This window comes from Bifidobacterium lemurum (assembly GCF_014898175.1).
Classification (GTDB): Bacteria; Actinomycetota; Actinomycetes; order Actinomycetales; family Bifidobacteriaceae; genus Bifidobacterium; species Bifidobacterium lemurum.
Genome location: NZ_CP062948.1, coordinates 1,091,688 through 1,107,983, shown reverse-complemented (window position 1 = coordinate 1,107,983; position 16,296 = coordinate 1,091,688). Strand labels below are relative to the sequence as shown.

13 protein-coding genes are annotated in these 16,296 nt (G+C 62.0%); 2 read left to right on the top strand and 11 right to left on the bottom strand.

Annotated features, from left to right (window positions below; genetic code table 11):
• Positions 1 to 69: 69 nt before the first annotated feature.
• The 4 genes from BL8807_RS04135 to BL8807_RS04120 form a co-directional block, all read right to left on the bottom strand.
• Positions 70 to 543 (bottom strand): hypothetical protein, encoded by a 474-nt coding sequence (locus tag BL8807_RS04135; RefSeq protein WP_072724408.1) that lies wholly within the window; start codon positions 541 to 543, stop codon positions 70 to 72.
• A 10-nt stretch (positions 544 to 553) separates the two neighbouring features.
• On the bottom strand, positions 554 to 3,697 hold the full coding sequence (locus BL8807_RS04130) for a glycoside hydrolase family 3 C-terminal domain-containing protein (RefSeq protein WP_072724410.1): 3,144 nt from the start codon (positions 3,695 to 3,697) through the stop codon (positions 554 to 556).
• A 183-nt stretch (positions 3,698 to 3,880) separates the two neighbouring features.
• Positions 3,881 to 5,203 carry a sensor histidine kinase gene (locus BL8807_RS04125; protein WP_226847473.1) on the bottom strand — a complete coding sequence of 441 codons (1,323 nt, stop codon included), beginning with the start codon at positions 5,201 to 5,203 and terminating at the stop codon, positions 3,881 to 3,883.
• Between the two features lie 11 nt (positions 5,204 to 5,214).
• Complete coding sequence (locus BL8807_RS04120; RefSeq protein ID WP_072724412.1) at positions 5,215 to 5,931, bottom strand: LytR/AlgR family response regulator transcription factor; 717 nt, start codon at positions 5,929 to 5,931, stop codon at positions 5,215 to 5,217.
• 369 nt (positions 5,932 to 6,300) lie between these two features.
• On the opposite strand from BL8807_RS04120, the gene gdhA reads away from it, so the two are divergent.
• Positions 6,301 to 7,647, top strand: coding sequence for an NADP-specific glutamate dehydrogenase (gdhA, locus tag BL8807_RS04115; protein ID WP_072724414.1), 1,347 nt, complete (start codon positions 6,301 to 6,303; stop codon positions 7,645 to 7,647).
• Positions 7,648 to 7,986: 339 nt separating this feature from the next.
• On the opposite strand, the gene BL8807_RS04110 is transcribed toward gdhA, so the two are convergent.
• The 6 genes from BL8807_RS04110 to BL8807_RS04085 all read right to left on the bottom strand — a co-directional run bounded on the left by BL8807_RS04110 (position 7,987) and on the right by BL8807_RS04085 (position 14,365).
• Positions 7,987 to 8,325 carry a type II toxin-antitoxin system PemK/MazF family toxin gene (locus BL8807_RS04110; RefSeq protein WP_072724416.1) on the bottom strand — a complete coding sequence of 113 codons (339 nt, stop codon included), beginning with the start codon at positions 8,323 to 8,325 and terminating at the stop codon, positions 7,987 to 7,989.
• Positions 8,322 to 8,585, bottom strand: a complete 264-nt coding sequence (locus BL8807_RS04105) for an AbrB/MazE/SpoVT family DNA-binding domain-containing protein (protein ID WP_072724418.1) — start codon at positions 8,583 to 8,585, stop codon at positions 8,322 to 8,324. The genes BL8807_RS04110 and BL8807_RS04105 overlap by 4 nt, the downstream gene beginning before the upstream one ends.
• Positions 8,586 to 8,788: 203 nt before the next feature.
• A complete protein-coding gene (locus tag BL8807_RS04100; RefSeq protein WP_072724420.1) occupies positions 8,789 to 10,645 on the bottom strand; it encodes an ABC transporter ATP-binding protein in 1,857 nt (618 codons plus the stop codon).
• A complete protein-coding gene (locus tag BL8807_RS04095) occupies positions 10,642 to 12,426 on the bottom strand; it encodes an ABC transporter ATP-binding protein (RefSeq protein WP_072724421.1) in 1,785 nt (594 codons plus the stop codon). The genes BL8807_RS04100 and BL8807_RS04095 overlap by 4 nt, the downstream gene beginning before the upstream one ends.
• A 75-nt stretch (positions 12,427 to 12,501) precedes the next feature.
• Complete coding sequence (locus BL8807_RS04090; RefSeq protein ID WP_158217142.1) at positions 12,502 to 12,945, bottom strand: MarR family winged helix-turn-helix transcriptional regulator; 444 nt, start codon at positions 12,943 to 12,945, stop codon at positions 12,502 to 12,504.
• Between the two features lie 181 nt (positions 12,946 to 13,126).
• Positions 13,127 to 14,365 carry a VanZ family protein gene (locus tag BL8807_RS04085; RefSeq protein ID WP_226847470.1) on the bottom strand — a complete coding sequence of 413 codons (1,239 nt, stop codon included), beginning with the start codon at positions 14,363 to 14,365 and terminating at the stop codon, positions 13,127 to 13,129.
• A 117-nt stretch (positions 14,366 to 14,482) separates the two neighbouring features.
• Here BL8807_RS04085 and BL8807_RS04080 point away from each other — a divergent pair, with 117 nt between their 5' ends.
• A complete protein-coding gene (locus BL8807_RS04080; RefSeq protein ID WP_072724504.1) occupies positions 14,483 to 15,625 on the top strand; it encodes an ATP-binding protein in 1,143 nt (380 codons plus the stop codon).
• Between the two features lie 69 nt (positions 15,626 to 15,694).
• Here BL8807_RS04080 and BL8807_RS04075 read toward each other — a convergent pair whose 3' ends face one another.
• Positions 15,695 to 16,240, bottom strand: a complete 546-nt coding sequence (locus BL8807_RS04075) for a DUF3566 domain-containing protein (RefSeq protein WP_072724427.1) — start codon at positions 16,238 to 16,240, stop codon at positions 15,695 to 15,697.
• Between the last annotated feature and the right edge of the window lie 56 nt (positions 16,241 to 16,296).

Here is a 16,296-nt window from a genome sequence, read left to right as displayed (position 1 = left end):
ACTTTCGTCATTCCGAGCGGAACGAAGTGGAGTCGAGGAATCTCCGTGCTATTCGGTTATGTGTTCGCGTCAGGCCACGGCGGGTACCGTGCCGTCTTCGATGGTGATCGAGGCCGTGCCGCTCGTGGCCTTGGCGGTGAATGCCTTGACGATCAGCAGCACGATCGCCACCAGATACGCCACCACGCCCACAAGCGAGATGTTCAGCGCGGTCTGCTCGCTGGCCGGATAGTTGACGGGGATGAAGTAGATATCCGCCGCCAGACTCACGCGGTCCAGCGTGAACAGCGCGAACGAGACGACCAGCAGCACCTCGGAGGCGATGAGCAGCGCGTCGTTGGCCAGCTCACCCAAGCGGGAGCCGACTGCGACCGCGGCGAGCAGCGCCACCACGGCGAGCACGGTGCACACGATGGGCAGCACGTTCATCGCCTTGCCGGCCAGATAGCCGGTGGTTGAGGTGATGAGGTAGACGACCAGTCCGACCACCGCCGCGACAGCCGCGATGAGTTCGGGAACACGGGATGCGATTGACTTTGCCATATCAGTTCCTTCACTTGGATGAGACGCCGGCGGGAGCGGCGACGGACTTGGCGCCACGGACGCGCACGACCGTGTAGCCGATGACACCTGCGGCGGTCACGACGCCGGTCACAGCGATTGCGGCGATATAGGCCGCACGCCACCAGGTCATGACGTTTTCGGTATGGGTGGTGGAGTTCACGCCGTTCATGGCGTTCGAGTTGGCCAGAGCCCACAAGGCGTACTTCACGTCCTGCTGGATGGCGAGCAGCACGTCGCGGTCGCCACTGAGTGTTTCGGCGTCCCAATAGCTCACGCCCATGTTGCCGAAGCCGCAGAACGCGGTGGTTCCGGCCAGAATCGACTCCTTAGGAGCGGCATGCGGCGAGACGGAGGTGAAGTCGGTGACGTTGTAGCCGGTGAAGCCCCACTCGCCACGCATGATGTTTACCATCACGGCGGCGTTCGCACTGGACGCGACGGCGCCGATGCGGTTGTAGGAGGTCATCACGCCGAGCGCGCCCTGCGTGTAGGTGTCGGCCTTGGACTCGTCCGCTTCGAAGGAGGCGGGCTTGCCCTTGGCTTCAAACGCCTGCTGCAGGTTGCGCAGCTCCATCTCGCGGGCCTTCTGCTCACTCATGAACACGGCCACGCCGGACCTGTTGATCTCCTGATCGTTGAACGCGGCGTGCTTGACGTTCACCAGCGTGCCCTTGGACTGGGCGCCCTGCACCACGGCCGAACCGACGTAGCCGGAAAGCACCGGATCCTCGGAGTAGTACTCGTGGCCGCGGGTGTTGTAGGCGTGGCGATGCAGGTTCATACCCGGTCCGATGATGATCGGCAGGTTGAACACAAGGCTGGATTCGCCGATGATCAGCTCGCCGTTGCGATAGGAGAGTTCCTTGTTCCAGCTGTAGGCGAGATTGACGGGGGAGGGTGCCACGCGGGAGCTCTTGTCGGCGTAGGCCTCGTCATTGGCGTCCGCGAACGCCTCGCCCTGATACTGGCCCTCGTTGAGGTAGTGCGAGTCGGAGCCGCCGGGACCGTCGTCGGAAAGCATGTCCTGCAGGCCGACGGAGGGGATGGCGCCGATGGCGTGGAAGGCGTTCTCGGCGAAGCTCATGAACTCCTCGACGGAGACCTTGCCCACCAGTTCGTCCCAACGCTCGTCGTCGAAGTCGGCACCCTTCATATCGTTGAGGGTCAGCTCGCTGGACGTGTCGCCCACGGTGATGTCGGAGACGTCGTCGCCGGACTTCAGTTCGATGAAGTCGTTGTTGAGCAGCTCGGAGACCTGCTCGTTGGCGGTCAGGCCGGAGTAGGTGGTCGGGAAGGTGCCGTTCCAGTCGGAACGGGTCAGGTAGGTGACGGTGCCCTCCTCGAAGGCGTTGTAGTCCATCGCGTAGTCGCCCTCGGTGAGCTGGTTGGTGATGGCCGTGCCGTTGTCGGATACCGAGAAGGTGTCGGCGTCGACGTCGCCGTCCCACGTCCACCGGTAGGTTTTGGACTCGTCGCCCGCGGCGGTCATGCCGTCGGATTCGGTGTAGCCCTGGGCCGCGAGCACGTTGTTGAGGGCGTCGTGGGCGTCGTCGCCGAGGGCGAAGTAGTAGTCGCCCGGATCGACGATGTAAGTTTCGGCGCCATAGGCGTCGTAGCTGGCGAGGTCGGCGAGGTCCACATCCATGGTGATCGTCTGCGATTCGCCCGGCTCAAGGGTTTCGGTCTTCTCGAAATCCATAAGTTGGATCGCGGACTTCTCCACGCCGTTCTCCTTGTCGTAGTCGGTGTACGGCACGGAGGCGTAGACCTGCGCGACGGACTTACCTGCCACGTCGCCGGTGTTGGCGACGGTCACGGTCACGGTGGCGGTCTTCTTGTCGCCCGCGATCTCCACCGAATCGAGCGTCTGTTCGAAGGTGGTGTAGCTCAGGCCGTGTCCGAAGGAGTACACCACTTCGTTGGCGTAGTCCCACGTGCCATCCGTGGTGGAGACGGTGCCGTCCGCGTTCGCGTAGGTGCCCGCCGAGGCCTCCTCGCCGCCGTTGCCCATCACGATGTCCGCATAGCGGGTTTCGTAATAGCGGTAGCCGGTGTAGATGCCTTCGGATTCGATGAGGTAGGAGTTCACGGCGGCGTCTTCGGAGAAGTCGGAGGCGTTCGACCAGGCGATGTCGCCGTAATTCGCCATCGCCGGCGCAAGGGCCGTGTTCTTGGCCATCACGTCGCCCAGATGGGCCGAGGGGGAGACAGTGCCGTTGAGGATGTCGGCCACGCCGTAGAAGCCGTACGCGCCGGGGAAGCCGATCCACATGATCGCGTCGATGTCGGGGTCGTCCTCGAGGTTGGCGATCTCCATCGGATTGGTGGAATTGACGAGCACGATGACCTTGTCGAAGTTGGCCTTGGCCTCGTCGACCAGCGCCATCTCCTCGTCGGACAGCGACAGGATGTTGCCGGTCACGGTATTCACACCCTCAGCGAGCCCTTCCTCGCCCGGATAGTAGCCGTCGCCGTTCTCACCGGCGGGGCGACCGACGACCACGATGGCGGCGTCGTTGTATTCGCCGTACTGCGAGTTGTAGTCGGGGTTCAGCTGGGCGAGTTCGTCCAGGCTGAGTTCGCTGGGATCGTCGTATTTGGTGATCTCCGCGTATTCCGGCAGGACGCCGCCGCCGAACTGCGGGGTGGTCCACTCCTTGTCCGCGAAATACGTCTCATAGGCCTGCAGCATGGAGGGGTTGATTTGGAAGCCACGCTCCTGGAAGGCCTGCGTGATCTCGACGGTGGAGTTGCCGTCGGTGACGGAACCGCCGGATCCGCCGTAGACGGGCGCGTAGCTGCGCACGCCGAACATGGTGATCTTCGCGTCCGAGGCGATCGGCAGCGCGTCGTCGCTGTTCTTGAGCAGCGCCATCGTCTCCTGTGATTCCTCGATGGCGAAGTCGCGCCAACCGTTGTAGGCCTCTTCGGCCGAGGTGAACTCGGACTGGTAGGTCCAGCTGTCGCCTTCGTCGGCGGACTGGTCGGTGACGGTGCGCTGGCTGCGGGTGCCGACGAACGCGTCCAGCGACACACGGTAGGTCTCCATAATCGATCCCGCCATGATGGCGATCGCGAGGAGCAACGCACCGATGGCGGTCAAACCGCGCCATAGGTTCGTTCGTTTGAACATCTCATCCTCCTTGAATCTCGTTGCGGCGATGCTTTCCTCTGCGAAAACACGCCGTAGTCTTAGATTCTCCGAGTCCGGCCCCATGCTCAACGCCCGATGCGCAACCGACGTTTTTCGAGTCACGAACTGCATCGGGAACGCGTCGGGCCCGAACGGCACCGGACCTACGGCACCGATCGCATGTCACCGTTCGATCGGCAGCACCACGTTCACCGCGAAGATTCCCTCGTCGGCTTTGACCGAAAGCGCGCCGCCGTATTGTTCGGCGACCATACGCATCGATTTGAGCCCGAAACCGTGATAGTGTTTGTCGGCTTTGACCGTCTGCGGCAATCCGTCCCGAAAGGTCAAGGCGCCGTCATAGGGGTTCTCGATATGCATCACCACCATGCCCTTGTTGGCGCGGACCGTCATACGGATCCACCGGCGGTCGTCATCGACGATATGCTCCACCGCCTCCATCGCGTTGTCGACGGCGTTGCCGAACAGCGAATAGATGTCGCCGGGTTTCATGAACTCCAATCGTTCGCCGTCGATGATGCGGTCGAATTGGATGCCGCGCTGCTCGCATACAAGTGAGCGGTTCGACAGCAGCACGTCCAACGTCTCGTTGCCGGTGCGCACCGTGGCGTCGTAGATGCCGGCCAGTGATTTCAGATCGTCGATCTCCTCCTGCGGAATGCGGTTCTCCAGCAGGTTGAGTTGCCTTTTCAGGTCGTGCGTTTTGACGTTGATCAGGTCGATGGTCGCCTTATCGCTATCGAGTTTCGCCTTCTGCTGGTTCATCAGCTGACGCAGCATCGCACCGTCCCGTTCGGCGTTCTCATGTTCCACGATTTCGCGCAGCAACATCAGCATGAACACGCATGTCAGCAGGTCGAACAGCGAGAAAATCGTGAACGCCACACTTCCGGATCCGTAATGGTGGTACAGGTTGGTGAAGATGTTCAGACAGATCGCCATGCCGGTGAACAACAGCAGCATACGGCCGCTCGCCACGCCTTCGATGGATTTGCCGGCCAGCGGGCGCGCGAACAGCCAATACCCCAGCGCGAACAACGGCACCACCAGCGCCGCGTACACGATGGTGTCAATCCAGGCCGCATCCTCCCACACCATGTGCAGTCTGGTGGAGAGCACTCGCGCGCCACGGTACACCGCATGCTGCAGCGCGGCCGCGGCGGCCATATAGAACAGCGCCTGCGCGAAACTGATGCGCCAGCAGACGCGCGAGGCGGCACAGCACATCGCGTAGATGAGGAAGCACCGTGCGATCAGCCACCATGTGCCTTCGGACGCCAGGGAATCCCACACCATGCACACCGCCATCATGACCAGCATGGCGGCGGCCGCACGCCAGACGAACCGCGGGCGGCGCTCGAGCGGCCAGACGAACATCACCAGCGCCGTGACGAGCTCCAACAGAAAACCGACTGTGTTGAAGAATCCCACAAGCGGCGCCCACACATCTCCAGTGCCGAACAGCGCAGCCGTATCATGCATCATCGCGCCCTGCCTCACATCCACCGATCGTCGCCGAGGTTGTCGGCGAGATCCTGCAGGAAGGATTTGCGGAAGGCGCGGCCGATGGGCAGCGAGCCGCCGTCCGAAAGGCGCACCTCATTGCCTTTGATGGCGTCGATATGACGCTGGTTGACCAGATACGGCTTGCCGCAGCGCAGGAAGCCGTGGGGTTTCAGCTTCGCTTCCGCCTCCTGCAGCGAGCCGGAGCCGACGACCAGTCCGTCCTCCGTATGGAATTCCAGGCTGTGCCCGCGCACCTCGACGTACGACACGTCGCGTAGGCGGATGCGCTGCGAGCCGCCGCGCTGGGAGATGATGACCGAATCGTCGGATTCGCTGTCGCACAGTTTGACCGCGCGGGCGATCTTACGTTCGAAATCGGCATAGACGAAGGGCTTGATGATGTAGTCGAGCGCGTCCACCTCGTAGCCTTTGGCCGCGAACTGGGCCATATTCGTCACGAAGATCAGCACCGTCCCGCCGTCCAATTCGTGCAGCCGGTGGGCGGCGGCCAGGCCGTCCATATTGGGCATTTCGATATCCATGAACACGATGTCCCAATTGGGTTTGTAGCCTTCCAGGAACGAAGTGGGCTCGACGAAACGGCGCACGTCGAACGTCTCGCCGGAACGTTGGGCGAACATATCGAGGCAGGCGCGCAGCTTGTCGGCGGCGGCATCATCATCTTCGACAATGGCGACGGTCAGCATCGATGAACTCCTTATCTGTCTCGCTGACCACTGTACACGGCTCAATCGGTCTCTTCGGCACGGGTTCACTCAACCGACGATTCAACGAGTTGGCACTTGAGGCTTCCAGTTGGCACTGCTTTGGGCGGACAAGGCGTTGAAAACGGCTTAACTTCGTCGCCGTTTCGACCAGCGGGTGCCAACTGGAGACCTCAAGTGCCAACTCGTTCACAGGCCCATCCGGCGACGTCATGATTCCAAGGGAAACCGACCGACGATAAGCCCGGCGGCAAGGCTCATACCGTAATTTGGGCGGGGTCTTGTCGGGCGGAACACGCGCGCTTACAATCGGAACCGTCTTATTGATAACCCGAACCCAAGGGAGCAAGCATGCTTACCAACGAGTACGTCAAGCGCGTGTATGACCAGGTCACCAAGCGCGACGGCGATCAGCCCGAATTCCTGCAGGCCGTGTACGAGGTGTTGGACACCTTGCAGCCCGTGATCGAGAAGCATCCGGAGTACGAGGCGAACGGCGTGCTGGAGCGCATCGTGGAGCCTGAGCGCGTGGTGAAGTTCCGCGTGGCCTGGGTCGACGACTCCGGCAAGGTGCAGGTGAACCGCGGCTACCGCGTGCAGTTCAACTCCGCGATCGGCCCGTACAAGGGCGGCCTGCGCTTCCATCCGACCGTGAACGAGGGCGTCATCAAGTTCCTCGGTTTCGAGCAGATCCTCAAGAACTCCCTGACCACGCTGCCGATGGGCGGCGGCAAGGGCGGCTCCGACTTCGACCCGAAGGGTAAGTCCGACGCCGAGGTCATGCGCTTCTGCCAGGCCTTCATGACCGAGCTGCAGCGCCATATCGGCCAGTTCACCGACGTGCCGGCCGGCGACATCAACGTGGGCGCCCGCGAGATCGGCTACCTCTTCGGCCAGTACAAGCGCATCCGCGACGAGTACTCCGGCGTGCTCACCGGCAAGGGCCTGGAGTTCGGCGGATCGCTCGCCCGCACCGAAGCCACCGGCTATGGCCTGTGCTATTACACGCAGGAGGCCCTGCGCGTTCTGAAGAACGACTCCTTCGAGGGCAAGACCGTGGCCATCTCCGGTTCCGGCAACGTGGCCATCTTCGCCACCGAGAAGGCCACCGAGCTCGGCGCGAAGGTCGTGACCGCCTCCGATTCCAACGGCTACATCTACGATCCGAACGGCATCCAGCTCGATGTGGTCAAGGACATCAAGCTCGGCCACCGCGGCCGCATCAAGGAGTACGCCGACCGCGTGCCCGGCTCCGAGTATCACGAGGGCTGCGCCGGCGTGTGGACCGTCAAGTGCGACATCGCCCTGCCCTGCGCCACCCAGAACGAGATCGATGAGGCCTCCGCCGAGGCGCTGGTCGCCAACGGCTGCACCGTGGTGTGCGAGGGCGCGAACATGCCCTCCACTCCGGAGGCCATCGCCGTCTACCAGAAGAACGGTGTGCTCTACGGCCCGGCCAAGGCCGCGAACGCCGGCGGCGTGGCCGTCTCCGGTCTGGAGATGAGCCAGAACAGCTATCGCCTGAGCTGGACCTTCGAGGAGACCGACGCCAAGCTCAAGGGCATTATGGAGTCCATCGTGGCCGAGTCCTTGGCCGCCGCCAAGGAGTACGGCGAAGAGGGCGATCTGATGGCGGGCGCCAACATCGCCGGCTTCGTCAAGGTCGCCAACGCGATGGTCGCCCAGGGCGTGCTCTGATCGACGCATCCTGACGCCAGACGCATAGGACTCTGGCGCGTAACGCCTAAACGATGGTGGGCAACGGACTCATTCCGTTGCCCACCATCGTTTATCCATCGTCTGCCACACCTGTAAATGCGCGCAAAGTAACCGCGATACTGCCTCCATTTGTGTTTTTACACCATTTTGGATTCGGATTTTATACCCCTGTCACCGCAGGACCAGACAAGACATCCGTAAAAACCAGTAGGAAACTTGTAATGCCTATCAGGGCTGGATGCAGAAGGCCACATAGAGGGGGATCGAGCGGATGCCGTTGTCGATTCCGAAGTTCGACCGGCCAAACCTGCAGAGCAATCACACCAAGCAAGCCATCACCAGTTCCAGCACAACGTCCAACTCATCCTGCGGCACATAACCAACAAGTTGCGCGTTACGGGATTTCAAATCAAGAGCCTTCAGCTGCTCGGCCTGAGCAAAGCCCTCAATCTTCAAATCCGGAGAAATCGGATGGACTTCCGCATGCAGCGGATATCCATTATCCGTTGAGGTGATCGGACAGACCATGGTGAGATTGCATACTCGATTGTAGCTTTCATTGCTCACTACGAGCAGATACCGTCGTTTGCGTTGCTCATGGCCGGACGACGGATCAAGATCGGCCGCGACCACGTCGCCTCTGCGAAAGCCGTTCATATCGTCTCCGCTCCGACAGGGTCGCCGAATCCGTCTTCCTTCGCCTGATAACCACCGTGGTAATCGGCAAACAAATCAGCGAGATTTGGCACCGCATATCGGCCAATCCGCGTGATACGTACGGTTTTGGGCTTGATGACGATATTGCCCCCGTCGGCTTCGATGGTGACCTCACTGCCTTCGCGCAATCCGGTCTGGTCGCGGATCTCTTTGGGAATGCGAATCGCCTCGCTATTGCCCCACTTCGCAATGGTCGCCATATCTCCACCACCTTTCCGAATGTATCTACCTAAGGATATACCTCCGAGGGGCAAACGGTCAAGAACATCGGAGGAGGACTCCTCCACATCCAACAGCGTCACGCTCTATAAATGCGAAAAAGTGTCGTGGTTTACATTTTTAAGTACGAAAATGTAAACCACGACACTTTTTCTTATTTATTGTCGCTACCGGTCGTTTTCCGCTACGCGAACTGGCTGTTGTAGAGGCGGGCGTAGGCGCCGTCGGCGGCCAACAGCTCGCGGTGCGTGCCCTGTTCGATGATGGTGCCGTGGTCCATCACCAGGATCAGGTCCGCGTCCACGATGGTCGACAGGCGGTGCGCGATCACGAAGCTCGTGCGCCCGTGCATCAGCGCGTCCATCGCCTTGCCGATCTCCTGCTCGGTGTGCGTGTCCACCGACGAGGTCGCCTCGTCGAGGATCAGGATCTTCGGATCGCACAGGATCACGCGCGCGATGGTGAGCAGCTGGCGCTGGCCTTGGCTGATGTTCTCCGCGTCGTTCGCCAGGCGGGTGTCGTAGCCCTCGGGCAGAGTGCGCACGAAGTAGTCCACACGCGCCATCTTCGCGGCGGCGACGATCTCCTCGCGCGTCGCCTCGGGCCGCCCGTAGGCGATGTTCTCGGCGATGGTGCCGTCGAACAGCCACGCGTCCTGCAGCACCATGCCGAAGTTGGCGCGCAGGTCGGCGCGGTTCATGCGGCGCGTGTCCACGCCGTCGAGGCGGATGTGCCCGCCGTCGATCTCGTAGAAGCGCATCAGCAGGTTGATCAGCGTGGTTTTGCCGGCGCCGGTCGCGCCCACGATGGCCGTGCGATGGCCGGGTTCGGCCGTGAAGGTCACGTCCTTCATCAACGGGCGGTCCGCGTCGTACCCGAAACGCACGTGCTCGAAGTCCACGCGGCCGCTCACCGGTTCGCTCACCGCTTCCGGCTCGCTGGGCTCGGGCTCGATCTCGTCGGCGTCGAGGATGTCGAACACACGCTCCACCGAAGCCAGGGCGGATTGCAGGCTGTTGATGGTGAACGACATCTGCGTGAGCGGCTCGCTCGCCTGGTTGATGTATTGGAAGAACGCCTGGAACACACCCACGGTGAGCTGTCCGGCGGCCAGCATCAGACCGGCCATCACCGCGATGGCCACCTGCGAGAGGCGCACGATCAGGCGGATGGCGGGGCTTATCGCGTTGGTCATGAAGTCGGCCCGTCGCGTCGCATCGGCCACGTCGCGCGTCGCCTCATGGATGCGCGCCGCGCTCGACCCCTCCTGGTTGAAGGAGCGGATGATGGCGCGGCCGCTGTAGGCCTCCTCGACATGGCCGGTGAGCACTCCCACCGCACGCTGACGTTCGGCGGCCAGCACCAGCGTCTTGCGCGAGACCAGACGCGTCACGAGCATCGAGAACGCGGCGAACACCACGAACACCAGCGCCAGCCACACATTGATGACCACCATCATCACCACGGCGCCGGTCACCTGCCCGACGGCCACCAGCAGGCGCAGCAGACCGGTCTGCATGACCTCGCTCATCTTGTCGAGATCGTTGGTCACGCGGCTGATGATGCGTCCGGGCTGGTTCGCGTCGTAGTAGCGCAGCGGCAGGCGGGTGAGCTTGTCGCCCACGGCGTTGCGCAGCTTCAGGTTGATGCGTTCGGCGAAGCTGGCCATGATAAGGGTCTGCGTAGAGTAGAACGCCCATTCCAACGTGTAGATCAGCAGCAGTATGGCGATCTGCATACCACCGTCATGCCAACCGATACGGAAGTTCTCGCCGCGTGTGAACGCCGCCTGGATCTTCTCCCACAACAGGTCGAGCAGATAGGCGGTGTACATCGGTCCGGCCAGCGCGGCCACCACATAGCACACGATGGACGCGGAGACGACGAAGATGCGCCAATGCTGTTCCTTGGCCACATCCCACAGGCGGGCGATGGTGGCTTTGATGTCGCGAGGAACCTCCAGCTCCTCATCGTCCGCGGCGCCCGCGACGGCGTCGATCTGCGATTCCTGCGTCATATCCTGCTGTTGCGTCTGGCTCATCGGTCCGTCTCCTTTCCCGCCTCGGCGGCACGCATCTGCGAATAGGCGATTTCGCGGTATGTCGGGCAGTCGCGCATCAATTCCTCGTGGGTGCCGCGACCCTGCACCTTGCCGTCCTCCAATACGACGATCTGGTCGGCGTGCACGATGGTGCTCACACGTTGGGCGATGATCAGCATGGCCGCATCGTCCATCTCGCTCGCCAAGGCCTTGCGCAGGGCGGCGTCGGTGGCGAAGTCCAACGCGGAGAACGAATCGTCGAAGATGGTCAGGTCGGCTTTTTTGGTCAGGGCGCGGGCGATGGCGAGACGCTGGCGCTGGCCGCCGGAGAAGTTCGTGCCGCCTTGCGCCACGCGGGTGTTCAGCCCGTCGGGCAGTTCGCGCACGAATCCGGCCTGCGCCACATCAAGCGCATGCCATAGTTCCTCGTCGGTGGCGTTCGCGTCACCATAGCGCAGATTGTCGGCGATGGTGCCGGAGAACAGCCATGCCTTCTGCGGCACGTAGGCGATACGGTCGCGCAGCTCACGCTGGGTCACGTCGCGCACGTCGCGTCCGCCGATCAGCACCCGGCCGTCGGTCGCGTCGATCAGACGCAGCATCAGACGGGCGATGGTCGACTTGCCGGAGCCGGTGGGGCCGATGATCGCGGTGGTCTGGCCGCGCCGGCAGGAGAAGGTGAGGTCCTGCAGAGTGTCTTCGGCGCCGTCGGCGAAACGGAAGGTGAGATGGTCGAAGCACGCCACCTTGGGATGCGCCAGGTCAAGGTCCGACTTGGCCTCGACGGCGGGATCGACGGCGGCGCTCCGCGCCTGGCGGGAGGGCTCCGGGTCGGTGATATCGGGCGTGGTGTCGATGACCTCGCGGGCGCGGTTCAGACACACGAAGGCGCGCGGCACCATGAACATCACGAATCCCGCCATCATGACGTAGAACAGGATCAGCACCGCGTATTCGATCAACGCCGTGATGTCGCCGATCTGCATGGCGTGCGCGCCCACACGGTCACCACCGAGCCACATCACCGCGACGATCACGATATTGATCAGGAAGAACGAGAAGCTGTCGAGTCCGGCGAACAGGGTGTTCACCCGGATCGCGCTGGTCGCATAGTCGGAGAACGCCGTATCGAGACGCTGGCGTTCGTGCCGGTCGCGGCCGAAGGCGCGGATCACGCGCACGCCGGTGATGTTCTCGCGCAGCACGGTGTTCATGCGGTCGATGAAGCGCTGCAGACGCTCGAAAATCGGCGCCGCCTTGAACACGGCCGCGGCGGTGAGCGCCACGACCACCAGCACCACGACGAGCAGCACCCATCCCATCATCGCATCGATCGAGAACGACAACGCGATGCCCATCACGCACATGATGGGCACGGGGATGAGCATCTGGAAGCTCAGCATCAGGGTCTGCTGCACCACGTTGATGTCGTTCAGCGTGCGCGTGATCATCGAGCCGGTGCCGAAGCGCTTGAAGTCGCCGTCGGAGAACCGCAGCGTCGAATCGTAGATCGCGTCGCGCATATCGCGGCCGATGTTGGCGCACAGTTTGGCGCACAGGTAGCTGCCGCCCAGCGCCCCGGCGCCGGAGACCACGGTGATGGCGAGCATGGCCACGCCCATGGGCAGAATGTGTTCGGTGCCTCCGTCCGCACCGACGTTGATCATCTCGGCCAGAATCGTGGGCACGAGCAGCGCGCCCGCCACGTCGAGCAGCAGCGCGAACAGCGTCGCGGCGATCAGGCCCTTGTAGGGTTTCAGAAATCGGAACAGTAGTCTCATGCGGGTATTCACTCCTTTTCGTATCCGCATTCGATACATGGTTGACGCCGCCCCATGGCGGCTGGTGGTTGCCGTCTACTGACGGATGGTCTGGTCGAGCAGCGACGTGTACCGCCGCATCAGGTCGATGAGCAGTTCGGCGTTGTCTTCGCCGATCTCCTCCAAGGCCGCCTGCTCGGCCACGGCGATGGGCCGCACGTTGCGTTCGACGAAGCTTCGTCCGTCCTCGGTCAGTTCGAGCACCTTGTCGCGTCGGCTGCCGTCGGCCAGACGGATCATGATCAGCCCGCGACGCTCCAGTTGCTGCACCGCGGAGGTGACGGTCTGCTTGCTGTACTGCCAATCGCTTGACAGCTCCTTCTGCGGCATCGGCGCGGCGGAGCACATCAGTCCGTACATCACGCAGAATCCGCAGTCGGACAGACCCGACCGCCGGGCGGCCTCATGATAGGCGTGGTCGATCTCCTTCCACATCTGGTTGAACCGCTCCAGCAACGCAGGTATGCCGCGTTGTGGCACAACCGACCTATCGTGCCCTGATTGAGCCGACGTATCGCCCGCCATATCTCACCTCCCGTCCATATGCGACAACCGTTTGTCCGAACTCGGACAAACGGCCATCATAGTCCGATTTCAGACAAATGCAACCGGAGCCGTCATCCAACACGCCGAGCTTAATTCGACCTCGAATTCAGAGAGATCATTCGCGCATTTCCGGGTTCCCGCCGGTTTCGCCGGAGGAATCGGCGGTGAGTACGCCGATGGGCTCCTCGTCTCGCTTAGAGAGGTCCGGGTTCTTGTCGCCAGGCAGCAGATCCCAAGGCATGCGGCGGGCGAAGAGACCGAAGAGAAACAACGCGGCGAAACCGTAGCAGGCGATTGCGGCAAGACCGCCGCCGTTGACGACGCCGGCGACCAGCATCACCGACAACGCGCCCAGCACCAGCGTGCGCACCGTATAGAACAAGGCCTTCCTGCCGCCGGTGCGGGGTTTGGTCTCCACGGTCATATGCGTGAACAGGCCACCCCACGTCTGCCCGGCATGCCGCAGCGGAATCACCAGCTCGAACAGCAGGAAGGCGAGCCCGGCCGTCACCGGCGCCACGTAATTCAGCCAATCCACGCCCACGGCGAACAGTCCGAACAGTTGGAAATCGCCGTTGGGCAAGGGTCGCGCCACCTGATAGAAGACGAGAACCACGATGATGGTGAGCGTGAAGTAGACCACCGCCACGAAGATCATGTCGATGACCAACGTCACCGTGCGATGCAGCACGCCCGGCTTGCGGTTCACATCCTCCCGCCCGGGCGCGGCCGCCGTCGGCGCCCAGACGCCGAATAGTTTGGCGACGCCGAAGCCGAGCAGAGCGCCCAAGGTGTTGGTCATCAGATCGTTGACGTCGAACTGGCGGTAGGTGCAGGGGTACAGTCCCCAGAAGCCGGTGAGCTGCGAGATTTCGATGAGCAGCGAGACGGCGAATCCGCCGAACAGCGCGCCCCGCCAGCGCGCGTGCAGCCAGCGGCCGATGATGAAGCCAAGCGGCGTGAACAGCGCGACATTCATCAGCAACTGTAATGCGCCGTACAGGCCGCCGGTCCGCAGATCATCGATGAAGCGCAGAGGATCGAGCTGCGGGGTGAGATGATGCGCGGCGCAGTAGACCTGCGGCTCGTCGGGCATGGGGTAGAGGGTGAACGACACCAGTCCCAGCAGGTACAGCACCGACAGATAGGCGGAGGTGGCGGCGGTGAGCCGCAGGCGATGATGCCGGTGGTACAGTCCCGCGAGAATCGGCAGCGTCAGCACGGCGGCCGCGAACGGCCACAACACCATGGCAATGATGAACGAGGTGGAGAACAGACCCAGATATGCGATCACCCTCCCACTGTATCGCGCATCCCTCCTGCGCGTCGGCCATTGCGCCCACACTCCCGCCATGCTCCATACGTCGTATTGCTGGTACACATTGGTACATATTGGTACACATTAGTGTACATTGGTGTACATTGGTACATAATGGTATATATTGGCGCATCGCTGAGAAACGGAATGGATATGCCTTCAAATCCCTTCAAACCGACCGCTGGCAAAATGCCGCCCATCCTCGTCGGCCGCGAAACCGCTATCGAAGAATTCGCCGAAGGAATTGACAACGGAGCCGGAGCCCCTGGTCGTATCATGCTGGTCACCGGCCAACGTGGCTACGGCAAGACCGTACTTCTCACCGAATTCCGCCGCCTGGCAGCCGAACGGCAATGGGAAACCATCGCGGAAACCGCTTCTCCAGGCGTGGTATCCCGCCTTATCGAAGCGCTCTCGCCATCTGGCATGCACGTCGAACAGGCCACCGTCGCCCCGTCAATCGGCATCACCGGACTCGCAACCGCAAGTATCGGACAGCTGAACATCGCATCCAGTACTGCCCCGCTCACTTTGCGCAATGCTATGTTCAAACGCCTTGAAAGTCGCAAAATCAGCAAGGGCAAAGGCATTCTTATCACTATTGATGAAACGCAGGCCGCCTCGCGAGACGATCTTGTCGCCATCGCCACGGCCGTTCAGCACGTCATCGGCGCCATAGACGAAACGAATACGCCGGATCAGGATAAAAAAGGCATCGCCATAGTGTTTGCGGGACTGCCCTCAACCATCAACGATTTGGTTAATGATGAGGTGACGACGTTTCTTCGCCGAGCGCTGCGTTGTGAACTGACCAACGTGCCTATCACTGACGTCAAAAACTCGTTCCTGAGTGTGGTCGCCGAATCTAACAAAACCATCGGTGACGACGAGGCTCTCAAGGCAGCGGTGCATACGGACGGATACCCGTATATGATTCAACTGATCGGCTATTACATGTGGCAGTCCGCACAACGTCGGCACTGCGCGGAAATCACCGACGAGGATGTGACGAACGGAATCGCCGATGCTTCCAGGGTGTTCGACGACGCCGTCTGCGCCCCTGTGCTCGACGGACTCACTTCGGCCGAACGACTGTTCGTAAGCGCGATGGTTCCCGACCATCCTGCCGACAGCGCGATCAGCGATATCGAGAAGCGAACCAAACGCAGCCGTAGCTGGGTCAATAAATACCGTGCCAGTCTTATCAAAAACACGCTTATCCGCTCGACCGGCTATGGACGTGTGGCTTTCGCAATCCCCCATATTGGAGAGTATCTCAGCAATCGAGCATCCTAACGAAACGGACCCATGACGGTGGGTCATGGGTCCGCTAAACGTTGCGTGCCTTGGGATTCAGTCGTCGGATCAGTCGTCGCCGAGGGTGACGTGGATGCCGCCGACCAGGGAGCTGACCACGTTGTAGATCAGCGCGACGATGCTCATCAGCAGGGTGATCACCACGACCTCGATGATCGAGAAGATCGTCACCGCGCTGAGCACGGTGCTCAGGGTGAACACGTTCTCCAGATCGAGTCCGCCGGCGTCCAGACCGGTGGACGACACCATCTGCGTGATCTGGTCGAACACGCCCACCACGTTCAGCATCATCCAGATGATCGCCGTGGCGACGACCTGGATGATGCCGCCCGCGATCGACATCATGAAGGTGACCTTGGCCACCGACCATGCGTCAAGGCGGGTCAGCGACAGGTTCATACGGCGGGCGCGAGGAGTGCCGCGACGCACCGTCCGCGGACGGCTGGCGGCCGCGGACGCGCTTTTGGATGCGGAACGGGCGACGCGGGCGACGGGCTCACGCGTCTCGTCCGCGCCGGACGTCTCACGCTCGCTCTGATCGTCCATCAGAGGACGCTCGATCTCGGACTCGTTGTCTTCGATGTTCTCGCTCATCGCCAGACTCCTTCTCGCATTGTGCCTCTATTCCTCTTGCCGAGGCTACCAGTGTT